Here is a 14,936-nt window from a genome sequence, read left to right on the forward strand (position 1 = left end):
GGGCGGACCCTTGATGTACGTCAGGTACCTGACAAGTATTCCATGAAGGACGAGAGGACCACTTCCATGACCGACAACACGAATTCACCCAGGAATCCGGACACCAACCCGCCGCAGGATCAGCCCGGGAACTCCTCCGAGAGCGCCCATGAGGTGCCGACCGACAGCCGGACCCCCGAGACCGGGCAGACCGACCCGCGACGCCTCGCGGCGGAACGACTCAGCTACCTCGCGGTGCTGCAGTTCCAGAATCGGCGGCGAGGACGCCGGGGAGCCGAGCCGTGGCGGGACCCGCGGCACGGGCAGGGGCGGGTGCTGGCCCTGCTGAAGCTCAAGCCGGAGATGACTCAGCGCGAACTGACCTACCTGATGGGGATGTCGCGCCAGTCGATCGCCGAGCTGCTGCGCAAGCTCGAGGACCAGGGGCTGGTCGAGCGCACACCCTCCCAGGAGGACCGGCGCGCCGTGCTGGTCAGCCTCACCGAGGTCGGCCGTGAGATCGACCAGAGGAACCCCGATCGCTCGTCGGGGACCGGTCTGCTGGACTCCCTCAGCGACGAGGAGGCGGCCACCCTGGCCGATCTCCTGGGCCGGGTCATCGAGGAGCTGGAGGAACGCGCCGGCATCGACGTCGAGCACCGTCGCGAGATGGTCGCCGAGTTCTGGCGGTCCCGGGCCGGTGGACGTCACCCGCACGGTGGTCCCGGGCAGCATGGTGGTCCCGGTGAACACGGTGGTCCGCATCCGCGCGGCGACCGTCCTGAGCCACCCGGCTTCCCAGACTTCCCCGGCGTCCCGGGGTTCCCGGGTTTCGGCCCCTGGGGTGGGCCCGGCGGCGCTCCAGTGCCTCCGCCCGAGGGGTGTGGCGGTCCGCACGGGCACGGTCCGAATGGACACGGGCCGGACGGGCACGGTCCTCGTGAGCACGGGCCGTATGGACACGGGCCGGACCTCGGACCCCGGTGGGGAGGGGATCGACCGGGACGGTGATCGCACCTGCGCGAGCTCGTCCTCGACCCGACCACAGGAACGCCCAACCCGCCGGACGCCCACCCGGCCCGGCGCCGGGCAACAAGAAAGCCGGACCTACGAGAACGTAGGTTCGGCTTTCCCTGATGTCGTGAGACATCACATGGTCGGCCTCGTCCTCTCGACTTGGAAGAATCGGTACCTCTTGGAGAACCTGAAGGATCACCTCAACTTGGATGACCGGCAGGCGGGTGGTGAGGCGGAACCGCCGACTGCTGCTCCCGGCGCGGTCCCTACCCCGTACAAGTTGAGCCAGCGGCTTAGCTCCCAGCAGCGTGCAGCCATCGTTTGGTACTACTGTGGGGGCCACTCTAGCCGAGAGACCGCCCGTCAGTTCGATGTGGGCAAGACTGCTGTGCTCGCGATACTTCGAGCGAGCGGCGTGAAGCCTCGGCCACCCCACGACAAACTCATCGAAAAGATCAATGCTGAAGGTATCTAGCGTGGGAGCATCTCCAACCTAGCGGCCGAGGAGCCCGTACGTCGCTAGACTCCTCCCCATGGGAGACGCCCAACCGGTAAGCCTTGTCATCGCTGGCCCCATTGGGGCTGGCAAGTCAACAGTCTCGAGCATCCTGGCAGACTCGTATGGTTTCGAACACTTGAGCTACGTGAATCTCATCTGGAAGCCCATTCTTGCTTCTCGAGGCGTTGTAGCAAACAGGCGTGAACTGCAAAAGCTCGGAGCAGAGCTGATGCGTGAACACGGGTCCGCAGGATTAGCTAAGCTCATCCTGCCCTTCATCCCGAATGGTGATTTCGTTATTGACGACATTCGTTCGCCCGCTGTCCTTGACGCCCTCCGTACTGAAATCTCAGGACTCAAACTGGCGTTTATTGTCGTTGGTGATGAACTGCGACGACGTCGCGCTACTGAGCGCGACAATGTAAGTATTCATGACCAGCTTGCCGCCGAGGCGTTTTCAACCGAGTCGGAAATCTACCAGTTAGCTTCGCTTGCTGACTATACAGTCGAGAACAACGGGGATATTCCCGAACTCCGTGGGCGCTTGACTGAGATAGTTGAGGAACTGAGATATGCCTGACCCCTCATTTTCCGAACTGGTAACATTACTGCGCAACGAAGCGATCGATGCCTGGTTGAAAGACGCCTCCAGTGATATCGACACCGTGGCATTCGTGTTGGGTGTAGATCCTCAATACCTTCGTGTGCAGGTGATGCTGCATATACCCTTCTACACTTGGGAAGAGCTACAGTCACAGGGCATTATAGTCGTGGTGCGTAGAGTTCTGTCCCGTCTGAGACAGGAACTTGACGAATTCTCATCTATTGCAAGGGTTCACCGTCAACTAAATGGCGCGGATCTCGTAAGACCTGGCGCTTTGCTTAGGTCATCTTACGGCGAATTGACCGCAGAGAGGAGTGACGCGGAATCGTCGCCCATACTCTTTGACGCCGTCCCGCCTGCGTTTGCAAATAGTATTCAAAAAGACATACACTACATCCATTCCGTGCGCCGAGATACGATCTTCCATGCAGGTCTTCGCTTCATTGATCACCCAGCACCATTTGCATACGCTGCCTTCTCGGAGCTCGATAGAGTCTATCTGAAAACGGCGCTCAAGGCTAGCATGCAGGGCACAGTTGACGTAGCTGACTCGCGAGTAGTTGTGATGACGCGCGCCTTTGGATACTCGCCCACCCCGAAGAACGCGATGAGTAAGCTCTTTGACCTTAGTGCACAGCGTCTCCAAGAGCTTGGCTACGAGTGGATCATTACAGCCATTAATCCTTTCCTGGGCTTTAAGGGAAGCATCTTCAGCGGGTCCTCCTACTTCCCATTCGCCACGAGCCCGATGCACTACAAATACACCGCTGAGGGAGCCTACATAACGCGACGCCGCTCTCCCGGAGTGGAAAGACAAGAACAGAGACTGATTACGCCGCCCATCCTATGGTTAGCGAGGCCCATGGGACGGCCACTGAGGCGTCGCCTTGAGAAGGCAAATATTTCCCTGTACAATATATCCGATGAAGAGTACCAAGCAGGGTAACGCTTTGCCGCTCCGGCGCCACCGGTCCAGTTCTGTTCCGGACCTGGCGGCTCAGTTGACACTGCTCTTTGAAGCTGCGAGCGGGGCGTGGGATGTCGACACTTCTCACGCTTCTTGCATATCTCTCGCCGGCGCAGGCCTGCCTCACGGGCAATGTTATGTAACCTCAATGTTGATTGCAGATCATCTTATGAGGTTTCAACCGCATGTTTCCAATGTGGTCATCTCTCGGGGGCGGGTCAGGCGATCGACCGATAGTAAATGCTTGATTGAGGACCATGGCTGGGTGGAGTTCATACTTCATGGGAACAGGTATCTTTGTGACTTTACGCTTCATCAGTCCGCAGAATGCGATCCGATTATTCTCGCCAAACGAAACGATGTGACTATCGAATATAGTGCACAAGATGTCCGGTCTCTATCTGAAGTGTCTAATCTAGATGTCTGGGTTCGCTACTGGATTCTATCCACGCGTCCGTCTGTGATTGGACTCTGCTTGGAGAGCAGACATGCTTGACCTATCGCAGGTGACGGATTCCGATGTTCTTGTGGAGCTGGACCGCGCGATCGCAGCTACGCGTGATAATCAGGCCGATAGGAAGCGGATTCTTGGCGCTAGTAGGCAATGCGCTTCACGCTTCACCTTCGTCGGAACGCGAACATACCCGCGCCCAGATCATCCCGATCCAAACAAGCGCCGTTCTCTCCTCTTTCTGCTGTGCGGGATAATCGTCTCTCTGCGGACGACGCTGGAGAACGAGCAGCTAGCTATGTCCCGGTTGATGAATGCCGTCCACACCGACGATGAGTTGTTAGAGTTGACGGTTGAGCAAATAGCGGCGCTTATTCGACCGGCAGGAATGGCAAACTCGAAGGCGCAACGGATCTATGAGTCGATCCGCCTGCTAGAAGGTGTCGAAGGTGGTCCTGAAGGACTTCTAGGAGTACCCATGATTGCAGCGCGCAACTTTCTCCTTGGTCTTCCTGGTGTTGGCCCTAAGGCTGCCGATTGCTTGCTTACTATCGGATTGGGTATGCCTTCGATGGTCGTAGACACAAACGTCTTTCGTTCCATCAACTGGATACTCTCTGGGGGCGCGGGCTCCTCAAGCTTCTCGAATCAGGCAGAGGTGGCGAAAGTCAAGGCCAGAGTCGACAAAGCTCTGGCGGGTGAGAGTGCATTCTTGTTCCAGATCGTGCACACCGAATTACTCCTGCTGTCAAAAGCGATGGGGCGACGCGGACACACAACTGAACTATGCGTGGGCCCTCAATACTGCAAGGCTTGCGCCACGTCTACGGGCGAATTGATGTTGCCGCTTAATAGCTAGTTTGCCAGACGAAGCCACCGGAAGTGAAATGACCTCTGTTCATGGCGCCATTTCGGTACGCGAATTCATTTTGATCGGCCTTGTCCTCTCAACTCGGAGTACGACCGGTTCAGTTCATTGCCTCACAGGTAGCGGAAGCCGGCGATCCATCGCTCGTGCCCGTGCCCGTCACTTGGGCCCGAGGCCTCGGCTGACCGCCCGACAGTCAGACGGCCGGGAGACCTCAGTGGCAGGATCGGCGCATGGGCTTCGACCCAATTGAACAGACCGACAACATGATGTGCCTCAGACATATCACTGATCCGTATCTTCTGCGGTGGGTCGAACAGTTCGCAAGGAATGGAGATTGCTGGCTTAACCCCAATTCCTAGTGGTTCGCTTCTGAAGTCTTTTTTGGGTTGGCTTTCTTGAGGATCTGGTCGGCGGTCTTGGTCCAGACGAACGGATGTGAGCGGTCGTTCCAGCTATCTGTGAAGGCGCGGATCCTGGCGTTGAGCTCCTTGACGGACCTGAAGACGCCGCGGCGGATGGCCTGGCGTTCGACGATGCCGAACCAGACCTCGACGAGGTTCATCCAGGACGCGTGGGTTGGGGTGAAGTGGACGTGGATCCGCGGGTTGGCCTCGAGCCAGGTGCGGACCTCGACGGTCTTGTGGGCGGCGTAGTTGTCCATCACCAGGTGCAGCTCGCGACCGGGGTAGGCGCGGGCGACCTGCTTGCAGAAGGCCAGGAACTCCTGACGGCGGTGGCGGGGCTTGAGCGCGGCGGTGACCTGCCCGGTGGCGATCTCCAGGGCGGCGAACAAGGTCGTGGTCCCGTGCCGCACGTAGTCGGCCGAGCGGCGCTCGATCATGCCGGGTTGCATCGGCAGGATCGGCTGGGTGCGGTCCAGCGCCTGGATCTGCGACTTCTCGTCCACGCACAGCACCACGGCGTTCTCTGGCGGCGCGAGGTAGAGCCCCACGACGTCGGTCACCTTCGCAACCAGCTCGGGATCGGTGGAGAACCGGAACGACTCGGCCCTCCACGGCTGGACCCCGTAGGCCCGCCACGCCCGGGCCACCGTCGCCGGGCTCACGCCCAGCCTGGGCGCAAGGAGCCTGGACGACCAGTGCGTGACACCCAGCCGCTTGGGCGGCGGGGTCAGCGTCGCGGCCACGATCTCGCGGTGGTCGATCCGCCGCGGCCGCCCAGGGCGTGGCGCGTCACCGAGCCCAGCGATCCCCGAGCGCTGGTAGCGGCCACGCCAGGTCAGCACCGTCGGGACACTGACCCCGACCGCGCCCGCGATCTGTGTGTTCGCCACGCCCTCGGCCGCCATCAACACGATCCGCGCTCGACGCACCGCACCAGCCGACACCGTCGACGCCCGCGTCCAGGACTCCAGCACCGCACGGTCACCACCACGCAACATCAGCCCCGGAGCAGGTCTGTTCGCCATACCCCATGATCTCGAACCCCAACCATAAAGTCACTTACGACACGCGACACCAGTAGCTAACCTCGATTTTTCATGGGTGGCTGCTGGGTGGGGGTTCGGCGGCTGTGTCGTCGAACTGAGCATTGATTCTGGCATGCGGGTGTGACGGTTCGCCGCATGTCGCTGCGGGGGTCGGGCTGTCCGGGCCGTGGGGTTCTTTCAGATGGTGGGCGGTCAAGGTGCATACCGGGGGCTATCCCGCGGGGGCGGGCAGGCCCCGCAGCACGCCGACTGCGGCGACCACGGTGTCGACCCATGGTTGGCGATCCGAGACGTGCAGGATGACGCGCCGGCCGCTCCGGGCGAGGGTGGCGGGGATGGCGAACAGGCGATGGCGCAGCTTCTTGGGCTCCCACCGCCGGGCCTGGGCCTGGGGGTGGGCCAGGAGTCCCATCCAGGCGAGCAGATCACAGGCCAGGGCGACGATCTGGCACCAGATCCGGTTGGCCCCGAACCCGTGGAGCGGGAGGTTGACCAGCCCGGTGTCCTTCGCATTGCGAATCCGGTCCTCGCAGCGGGCCCGGCGGCGATGCCGAACCTCCAGATCGGCCAACTGACCTGTCTTCGTGTTCGTGGCGAAGGCGGTCAACCGGTATCCGTCCACATCATCGAAGCGCAACTGGGCGCCGGGATGAGGTCGTTCCCGCCGCACGATGACCCGCATCCCGGCCGGCCATCCGTCCAGGTCCAGCAGCCCGGTGAACTCGGCCACATCAGCGCCGTCACGGACCTCGCCGTTGCTGTTGTAGGCCGGTGTCCACACCGACTCGGGGATCATGGCGTACAGCTCGGGAGTCTCGGCGGGCAGGGTGAACCCGACTGAGTAGGAGACCCGCCGGCGGACCAGTTCGGCGAGCCTCTGGTGGGTCGATCCGGCGCCGTCGATGCGGATCAGGACCCGCCTGCCGGGCCGCCCGCCCACTCCGGCCTGGTCCAGGGCCGCCCGGATCACTGTGGTGTGGTCGGCGGCCGTATTCGATCCGGCATTCCCGGGGCGCAGCATGATCACCGCACACTCCCCGGATCCCTGGGCGCCGTGGTCGATGAACGCGCACAACGGATGATGGCCGTACCCCTTCTTGAACGTGGGCGCGGCCTGCTCCTTCTCGCTGTGGGCGGTCACCAGGGTCGCATCCACATCGATGACCAACGGATCCGCCGGGCTGATCCCCGCATCCGGCGCGTGATCACCGCCCAGAGCCCACACCCGGGCCCGGGCCGTCTTCCGGGCTCTCGAGATGGCCTTCTCCGCGGCATCGGCATCGGCGCCCAGCAGCCCGATCAGCCGTGAGACCGTGGGATCGGAGGCCACCGGGCCATAGACCCCGGGCTCGGCACGCAACTCGGCCAGGTCGGACAGACAGTCACCGCCCACAGCCAGGGACAGGGCCAGATCGCACAGGATCTTGCCCGGGTCATGGACGGTCAACGGTGTGGCCCACCGGGCCAGGGCCCTGCTCAGTTCCCGGTCCAACCCGGAGGCGCGGATCGTCTCGACCAGCAGCACCCCACCGGCCTGACCCGCTGCGGCCACGGGCGCGGCATCGACATGAACACGCGGATACGACCCGGTAGCCTTCACCTTGGGAGTGCTCCTCGACCTTGACGGATTCGGACTCTAGACAAGCCCTATCCTGCCAAGTCAGGAGCACTTTCGCCTACCCGGCGACCACACCTCCGGCACTCACCGATGAAACGCCGAGGCTAAGGGAGCGGGGCCTGCAGCCTCGGCTCACTGCCGAGGATGACTGTTACCGCGTTAAATTCCAGAGGCTCAATCACAGTCCCACTGGATCTGCCGGCCTGGTCACTATGATGTGCCCGTGACGCAGCAGCAGATCTCTATGGAGGGCTACAACGCCCTCCGCGAGGCCCTGGCGGTCGTGACGTGGTACAAGCGTGAGTTCAAGACGCTCGTCCGCACCGCGCTGCGAGGCCACTCAGAGCTGATGAGCCAGCTCGACTTCGACGACACGAAGCGCAACGTCGCGCACGAACTGGTCAACCTGCTTCAAGACAATGAGGCTCGATACGCCGACCTCACTCTCCAGCTCATACAGGACATAGCAGCGATGGAGCGCTTCACTGATATTGAGGGCCTCGAAGAACCAGACAGGAGTACTCGACTGGGTGCAGCACGTGAGGCCGTTGCCCGTCTTCGCAAGGCGACCACAGGCCTTGCTCAGGCCATCCATGGCACGCAACAGCGCCGGACCGAGTTTAAGAAGAGGTACGCGACAGACATAACGGCACGCGCCAAGATGGACGAGATGACCAGTCTTAGGGGCAGGTTTATCGCCCTTCAGCAGGCGACCGACGGGCGGCAAGAGCGTGGCTATGCCTTCGAGAAGCTCCTCACCGACCTGTTCGACTTCTACGACCTCGAGCCACATCTGGCATACACCAACGGCACCGAGCAGATCGACGGCTCCTTCCGTCTTGACACCGACGACTACATCGTCGAGGCCAAGTGGCGTACAGACAAGTCGACACGAAGCGACGCGGACATCTTCGCCACCAAAGTGCGCCGGAAGGGGCGCAATGTCCAAGGCCTCTTCGTGGCCGTCGCAGGCTTCACCCAAGACTTCATCAACCAATACGAGGAGGCGTCCCCGTTCATCACCATGGACGGCGCCGACCTCTACCTCGTCTTGGACAACAGGCTATCGCTTCCGCAAGCTCTCGCCAGCAAACGTCGTCACCTCAGCGACACTGGCTCGTGCTTCTACTCGCTCCAGTCGGCCCTGAACCACTGACTGATATCTCTGTGTCAGAGCTCCATCGGTCTGAGCGAGGGTCAGACTGAGGTTCTCAACTCGATACCGCTCAGGCTCTCGCGCCGGCCACGCAAAAAACTTGTCTGCGCATCATCCGATCGGAAATACAATTGATAGACATACGAAGCCGCGCTGCACTTAACACCCTCCTCTCAAGGATGAACCCATGACGACCTTCACCCGTCAGTTTGAATCACGTGCCATGCCGAAGGTAGCAAGCGCGGCTCGTCACTTCACAGTGGTGGAACAGGAGGCCGTCAACTGGGTACGATCCGTCCAACCGCTCGCGATGCACATGCGCATCTCAGCGGTCTCTCCCAACGTGCTGGAGTTTTTTGAACCCGACGATTTCGACCCGCCGCTTCAGAACTGGACAGACGAATTCTCAGCGGGAGTCCACGACCTCAGGTCCGCTCTCGACGCACTAGCATTGGAGATTGCATACATTGACAACGGTACCGTCTCAAATGAATCCGACATAGCATTTCCCATTGTCTATCGGCAAGACGACCCGATCGTCCAAGAGAACAAGTGGAAGAATAGCAGAGCGGTCAGGGCACTTTCCCGATCCACACCGGCCTCCCTTATGTCACGGTTTAGGGGCTGTCAAACCTGGCAAGATCCCGACACCTACACTGAAGATCTTCTCGAGGTACTGGCAATAATCGATAACGAAGACAAGCATCGCTTCGGTAGCCAGATCAACCTGATCCCATCAAGGTGGAACGAATTTCCCTCATTTGCATGGGTAGATTGCCTGGATGAACCTGCATTTGACAGGCCTTGGCTTCAAATTTCCTACGACCAAACGCACACGCCGTGCCATGTAGTAGTTGATCTTCAAGACAACATCATTCCGATGGTGTCATTCGGTAATCACAGTGCGCATCTCTTCGATTTGCAGACCTCGCTGTTTGCGGACGTCCAGCGCCTCATTCAGTACATACTGTCCGGAACATGGTCTGAAAAAACAACCCTGGTACTCCGTGGCCCATATCCAATCGTAAAGAGCGGCGGTATACCGAATGTTCGACGCCTTCAGTTCACGGGAACCAGCCATCCTACAGCCTCGGCCTAGCATGCCTGTTACACCCAGATCGTTCGCAACATCCGTCACGGTGGTGCCATGAGCGGAGTGAGAGGGGCCTGTCCAGGACGTCCTATGACTGGACCTCTATCACAAAGGTCAAGAGCATGCCCCCGAAGGGCCGATGCTATCCCATAGCATCATTGCCAAGACCGCATCTTCACAATAGAGCAAAGTCCCGACGAATGGAGACGAAGGCGCCGACGAATGACGGGGATCATCATTGGTTCGTCTGGAGCCATTACCGGCTCTTCGGATCTGTGGTGGGGGTGAGTGGGACACGCCGGTGAGGCCGGGGTCGGTGGGGTAGGGGGTCGAGGCCCTGAGGATCAGGAGTTACCACACTTCTGCATCAAGGACCTCGACCTGTGTCTGAGCTTACGGGCTGCGCCGTGCGCTGCCACTATGACGAGTACTGCGACCGTTGCGATCTGCTGGTCGGCCTGCCCGGGCTGCACGTGACAGGCGTCGAGCGGGACGACGGCGGCAGGCTGAGGGTCACGGCCGAATCAGCCCGGCAGCTGGTGGGTTGCCCCACGTGTGGGGTGGTCGCCTCGAGTCATGGCCGGCGGACGGTCCGGCTGGTCGATGCTCCGTCGTTCGGGCGGCCGGTCGAGGTGCTGTGGCGGAAACGGACCTGGGAATGCCCGGAGCCATCCTGTCCGGTCGGGGTGTTCACCGAACAGGACGAGCAGGTCGCCAAACCGCGGGCGATGCTCACCGTCAGGGCCTGCTGGTGGGCGGTCCATCAGATTCGTCGCGAGCACGGTTCGGTGTCGGGTGTGGCCCGCCAGCTGGGTACGGCGTGGAAGACGGTGTGGGGCTCGATCAAACCGATCCTGCAGGCCGCCGCGACCGATGAGTCCCGGTTCGTCGGGGTGACCACCTTGGGTGTCGACGAACACATCTGGCACCACGTCAGCCCGGTCAAGCGTGGCCCGAAAGAGTTGACGGGCATGGTCGATCTGACCCGCGACAAGCACGGACGCACCCGGGCGAGGCTGCTCGATCTGGTCCCGGGCCGTTCCGGCACCGTGTACAACGACTGGCTGAAGGCGCGCGGTGAGCCGTTCCGGACACGAGTGAAAATCGCCACCCTGGACCCGTTCCGTGGCTACAAGAACGCTATCGACGACCAGCTCGCCGACGCCACCGCCGTGCTCGACGCGTTCCATGTCGTCAAGCTCGCCACCCAGGCTGTCGACGAGGTCCGCCGCCGCGTCCAACAAGACACCCTCGGCCACCGCGGGACGCGAAATGACCCGCTGTACAAGATCCGGACCATCCTGCGCTGCGGCGCGGAGAACCTCACCGAACGTCAACAACACCGCCTCGCCGAGGCGATCGCCGCCGATGAGCGTCATGAAGAGGTGTACGTCGCCTGGCAGTGCGCTCAACGCGTCCGTGACGTCTATCACGCCGCCACCCCAGCCGACGGCCGGGCACTCGCCGAGAAGGTCCTGACCAGCTTCCCCCACTGCCCGATCCCCGAGATCGCCCGACTCGGCCGCACTCTGACACAGTGGGCCGACGCGTTCCTGGGCTACTTCGACACCGGCGGCGCCAACAACGGTGGTACTGAAGCGGTGAACGGCCTGATCGAGTTGCACCGGCGCATCGCCCGAGGGTTCAGAAACCGAGAGAACTACCGGCTACGCATGCTCCTCATCGCCGGCGGCCTCGACCAGCCCCCACCCCAAGTGTGAAGAGCCCCTTTACCGACCGGGATCCCACGATGAACCGCAGACCCGCACCGTCCAGGGCCTCCAGATTGGAGGCCGACAGCATGCCGGCGTCTGCGACCACCACCATGTCGGCGATCTCGTGGGCCGACCGGTAGGCCTCAACAATCGGGATCAGGGTCGTGGTCTCGGCCTTGTTGCCGGGAAAACAGCCAATCTGGAGGGGAAAGCCCCAGCGGTCCACGAGGAGCCCGACCACGATCTGGGGATCAACCCGGCGTTCCTTCGAATAGCCGACCTTGCGCAGACTGTCCTCGTTGGCAGCCTCGAAGTACAGGGTGGTCACGTCATAGAGCACCAGAGTCACCTCCCCGCCACCGGCCGAGTACCGGTGGCAGGCATCGGTGATCACGGCACGGTAGTCGCGGTCCTGGGCACGAGCCAGGTGCCGGTAGATCGTGGTGTGATGCGGCGGGTCCTGACCCACACCGGTCAGGACCCGCCCGACAGCCAGTTTCGAGGTGGGTTCGACGATCCGGGCCACAACGACCTGCTCGAACACCTGATCGGCAACCGCGTCGAGTCCCAGGCGGCGATAGGCCCTGTCCAGCACAGACCACAACAGGTCCGAGGCCGTCGAGACGACCTGCGCAGGCCTGGCAAGCGCTGAACTCTCATGGCGTCCAGAGTCCTCACCGGTCAACCTGTCCTGGACCACGGGCTCGGTGAACGACTCCTCGACCGCAACCGGGATCTCCACGCCCAGGTCCAAGGGCTCCTGGCCGCTCAACTGCTCGATCCTGGCCCGGGCAGTGGTCCTGAGTACCGCCAGTTCCTCGTCACTGTGAGCCGAGCCCACATGCTCCACGATGATGCGCCTGCCCCGTCGCTTCTCAGCGATCTGGACCGCCACCGCACCCGAACCCGTGCGGACCGTCCGGACATAGGTCATGACCCCCACAATACGGGTCCCCAGGACCGTCTTAGTGCCCCAAAACAGCCACGATCGAACACGAAACCCGTAGCCAGACCAACACACCCGACCGAACCCCGAAAAACTGCATCAAGTCAGGTAGAACGAGAATGCCCTCTTGAGCAGGGAGGATGTCGATTGCGACGTCCACACCCAGCCACTCAAGAGGAGCACCTCGTAAGTGAAAGCCTCTCACACCATCCGGCCTGTCTTCGATGATCCGAATCTGGTGTCGGCCGCGGGCCTGGTCCCGGCGCTGGGACTGGCCGAATCTGCAGGCCTGTACGACCTGCTCGACACGTTGACGGTGGGTTCGCCTCACGCCACGGCGAAGGTGGCGTGTGTGGTCGGCGGGATGCTCGCCGGTGCCGACTCGATCGATGACATGGACCTGCTGCGCCACGGCGGGATGGGGCGGTTGTTCGGCGGGGTGCGGGCACCCTCGACGCTGGGCACGTTCCTGCGCTCGTTCACCCACGGACACGTGCAGCAGCTCGACAAGGTTAACGCGGGACTGTTGGCCGGGCTTGCCGCGCGGGTCCCCGATCTGCTCGCCGGCGCGGACTGCCAGGGGTTCGCGACCATCGATGTCGACGACACCATCGGTGAGGTCCACGGCCACGCCAAACAGGGCGCCGCGTTCGGCTACTCCGGGGTCCGTGGCCTGAACCTCCAGCTGGCCACGATCAGCACCCCGCTGGCGGCACCGGTGATCGCCCGCGCGCGACTCCGACGTGGGAACACCGCCTCGGCCACCGGTGCTGGACGTCTGCTGGCCCAGGCCCTTACCACCGCCCGGGCGGCAGGTGTTCGGGGCCAGATCATGTGCCGGGCGGACTCGGCCTACTACGGGTGGGCGTTCGTCGGCACCGCGATCCGTCACCAGGCCTGGTACTCGGTTAATGCCCGCATGACTGCCAGCGTGGTCAAGGCGATCACCACCATCGCCGAGGACGCCTGGATCCCGATCAAGTACCCCAACGCCGTCTTCGATGAGGACGAACAGCGCTGGGTCTCCGACGCCGAGGTCGCCGAGATCGCGTTCACCGCGTTCACCGGTCGCCGCAAGAGCGAGCGGGTCGCCTGCCGGCTCATCGTGCGCCGCGTGAAGCGACTGCAGCCCCTGGCATCTGACGGCAGTGAGCAGAAGGAGCTGTTCGCCAGCTACCGGCATCACGCGTTCATCACCAACAGCACCCTGAGCTTGGTCGAGGCCGACGATCGCCACCGTGACCACGCGATCATCGAGCAGGTCATCGCCGAGCTCAAGGAAGGACCACTCGCGCACCTGCCCAGCGGGAAGTACGCGGCCAACGCCGCCTGGGTCGCCCACGCGGCCATCGCGTTCAACATCGCCCGAGCCAGCGCCGTGGCCACCAATCAGCACCGTGCACGGTGGGCCACCCTGCGGACCCGGATCATCAACGTCCCGGCCCGGATCGCCACCACCGGACGACGCCTCGTGATGCACCTGCCAACCCACTGGCCATGGACGGCGAACTGGGAGTCGCTGTGGGCGACCGCGACCGGGCCACCGACTCCGGCCACCACCTGACCACCCAGCCGGAACCGGCGCGACCGAGGACCCCACAGTGGAAGAGCCGGAACAGACCGGCGAGTCAGCCACGCCCACACCACAACCCGCCCACGACCACACCGGAATCACCGACCACGAATCAACGCCGGTGGATCAGGGCTGAAGGGTGCGCTGCACTGCGCCCGCTGCGGTTCACGGTTGGGATTCAGCCTCAATACTGGCCGCGGTGGCAGCTACTACTACTTCTTCTGTCTGGGTCGTGCCGAGAAACGAACCAGCTGTGACCTGCCATATCTGCAGGCCGATCTCGTCGAAGATGCCACCTTCGACCTATGGCATCGCACCAGCCTCACCGACCAGCAAGCGGACGTCATTCGCCACCTCGTCCGCGACGAACTGGATCGTCTGCGCACCGGTCGTAGTAGCGACCTGAAGAGTATCGAGCGCACCGCAGCGAAGCTCACCGGTACCAAGCAGCGCCTCCTGGACGCTTACCTGGCCGAAGCAGTGCAACTGGCGGACTTCCGCACCAAGCAGGAACTTCTGGACGCACAGCTGTCAGCGGCCCAGAGACGCTTGAATGACCTCACCGAGGACTATGAGTCCGTGGAGGCTCGAGTCGAGATCGTCTTGAGTCTGCTCCGTCGTGCTGGAGACTTCTATGCCCAATGTCCCGAGGACTCACGGGCTCTGCTGAATCGAGCAGTGTTCACGCGCATCCTGGTGGATGTGCATGAGAACGGCCCCACCAGCACTGGGCAACTCACCGACATCGTGAAGAGCGTACTGGTAGCACATGCCCCAGAACCCGGAACGCAGTCCACCAGCCAACCGCCCACCTACAGAAAGAACCCCCGGCAAGCATTTCAGCTTGCCGAGGGTTCCAACGTCGGCCACTTGGTCGGGGTGACAGGATTTGAACCTGCGACCTCTTCGTCCCGAACGAAGCGCGCTACCAAACTGCGCCACACCCCGATGGTTCGTGCGAACTGCTTCCAGCCCTCAGAGCCGTGGGCCAGCTTAG

10 protein-coding genes, 1 tRNA gene and 2 pseudogenes are annotated in these 14,936 nt (G+C 62.4%); 9 read left to right on the forward strand and 4 right to left on the reverse strand.

All coding sequences use genetic code 11. The annotated features are described in order from the left end of the window. Positions 1–66 precede the first annotated feature (66 nt). The 4 genes from FEZ32_RS13655 to FEZ32_RS06250 all read left to right on the forward strand — a co-directional run bounded on the left by FEZ32_RS13655 (position 67) and on the right by FEZ32_RS06250 (position 4,376). On the forward strand, positions 67–990 hold the full coding sequence (locus FEZ32_RS13655; protein ID WP_217496630.1) for a MarR family winged helix-turn-helix transcriptional regulator: 924 nt from the start codon (positions 67–69) through the stop codon (positions 988–990). Positions 991–1,529: 539 nt separating this feature from the next. Beyond that, the gene (locus FEZ32_RS06240; protein WP_138680233.1) at positions 1,530–2,075 is read left to right on the forward strand and encodes an AAA family ATPase; all 546 of its coding nucleotides are present in this window, start codon (positions 1,530–1,532) and stop codon (positions 2,073–2,075) included. Beyond that, entirely contained in the window at positions 2,068–3,045 is a 978-nt protein-coding gene (locus FEZ32_RS06245; protein ID WP_138680234.1) for a hypothetical protein, read from the forward strand. Before FEZ32_RS06240 ends, FEZ32_RS06245 begins: the two co-directional genes overlap by 8 nt. 509 nt (positions 3,046–3,554) lie before the next feature. Further along, the gene (locus FEZ32_RS06250; RefSeq protein ID WP_138680235.1) at positions 3,555–4,376 is read left to right on the forward strand and encodes an endonuclease III domain-containing protein; all 822 of its coding nucleotides are present in this window, start codon (positions 3,555–3,557) and stop codon (positions 4,374–4,376) included. Between the two features lie 367 nt (positions 4,377–4,743). On the opposite strand, the gene FEZ32_RS06255 is transcribed toward FEZ32_RS06250, so the two are convergent. Both FEZ32_RS06255 and FEZ32_RS06260 read right to left on the reverse strand, forming a co-directional pair. After that, the gene (locus FEZ32_RS06255; protein WP_138680236.1) at positions 4,744–5,817 is read right to left on the reverse strand and encodes an IS630 family transposase; all 1,074 of its coding nucleotides are present in this window, start codon (positions 5,815–5,817) and stop codon (positions 4,744–4,746) included. Positions 5,818–6,049: 232 nt separating this feature from the next. Next, positions 6,050–7,438, reverse strand: coding sequence for an IS1380 family transposase (locus FEZ32_RS06260; RefSeq protein ID WP_097799561.1), 1,389 nt, complete (start codon positions 7,436–7,438; stop codon positions 6,050–6,052). 241 nt (positions 7,439–7,679) lie between these two features. On the opposite strand from FEZ32_RS06260, the gene FEZ32_RS06265 reads away from it, so the two are divergent. The 3 genes from FEZ32_RS06265 to FEZ32_RS06275 all read left to right on the forward strand — a co-directional run bounded on the left by FEZ32_RS06265 (position 7,680) and on the right by FEZ32_RS06275 (position 11,426). After that, a complete protein-coding gene (locus FEZ32_RS06265) occupies positions 7,680–8,612 on the forward strand; it encodes a restriction endonuclease (protein WP_138680237.1) in 933 nt (310 codons plus the stop codon). Positions 8,613–8,799: 187 nt separating this feature from the next. After that, positions 8,800–9,711 carry a hypothetical protein gene (locus FEZ32_RS06270; protein ID WP_138680238.1) on the forward strand — a complete coding sequence of 304 codons (912 nt, stop codon included), beginning with the start codon at positions 8,800–8,802 and terminating at the stop codon, positions 9,709–9,711. Positions 9,712–10,112: 401 nt separating this feature from the next. Further along, the gene (locus FEZ32_RS06275; protein WP_217496631.1) at positions 10,113–11,426 is read left to right on the forward strand and encodes an ISL3 family transposase; all 1,314 of its coding nucleotides are present in this window, start codon (positions 10,113–10,115) and stop codon (positions 11,424–11,426) included. 7 nt (positions 11,427–11,433) lie between these two features. On the opposite strand, the pseudogene FEZ32_RS06280 reads toward FEZ32_RS06275, so the two are convergent. Further along, a pseudogene (locus FEZ32_RS06280) lies at positions 11,434–12,354 on the reverse strand (IS1634 family transposase); the annotation flags it as partial. Positions 12,355–12,556: 202 nt separating this feature from the next. Between FEZ32_RS06280 and FEZ32_RS06285 the strand changes: the two are divergent. Continuing rightward, positions 12,557–13,930: an IS1380 family transposase gene (locus tag FEZ32_RS06285; RefSeq protein ID WP_138680240.1), complete on the forward strand. Its 1,374-nt coding sequence runs from the start codon at positions 12,557–12,559 to the stop codon at positions 13,928–13,930. A gap of 180 nt (positions 13,931–14,110) precedes the next feature. Next, positions 14,111–14,182 (forward strand): annotated as a pseudogene (locus FEZ32_RS14195) (hypothetical protein); the annotation flags it as partial. Between the two features lie 628 nt (positions 14,183–14,810). Here the strand turns inward: FEZ32_RS14195 and FEZ32_RS06295 are convergent. After that, positions 14,811–14,887: transfer RNA gene (locus FEZ32_RS06295), tRNA-Pro, on the reverse strand. Positions 14,888–14,936: the final 49 nt, after the last annotated feature.

It is taken from the genome of Acidipropionibacterium jensenii (assembly GCF_005890135.1).
GTDB lineage: Bacteria > Actinomycetota > Actinomycetes > Propionibacteriales > Propionibacteriaceae > Acidipropionibacterium > Acidipropionibacterium jensenii.

What these genes read in the sequence shown, in the direction of transcription:
- FEZ32_RS13655 (WP_217496630.1), top strand. Translation starts at nt 67, where the DNA reads ATGACCGACAACACGAATTCACCCAGGAATCCGGACACCAACCCGCCG.
- FEZ32_RS06270 (WP_138680238.1), top strand. Translation starts at nt 8,800, where the DNA reads ATGACGACCTTCACCCGTCAGTTTGAATCACGTGCCATGCCGAAGGTA.
- FEZ32_RS06245 (WP_138680234.1), top strand. Translation starts at nt 2,068, where the DNA reads ATGCCTGACCCCTCATTTTCCGAACTGGTAACATTACTGCGCAACGAA.
- FEZ32_RS06250 (WP_138680235.1), top strand. Translation starts at nt 3,555, where the DNA reads ATGCTTGACCTATCGCAGGTGACGGATTCCGATGTTCTTGTGGAGCTG.
- FEZ32_RS06255 (WP_138680236.1), bottom strand. Translation starts at nt 5,817, where the DNA reads ATGGCGAACAGACCTGCTCCGGGGCTGATGTTGCGTGGTGGTGACCGT.
- FEZ32_RS06240 (WP_138680233.1), top strand. Translation starts at nt 1,530, where the DNA reads ATGGGAGACGCCCAACCGGTAAGCCTTGTCATCGCTGGCCCCATTGGG.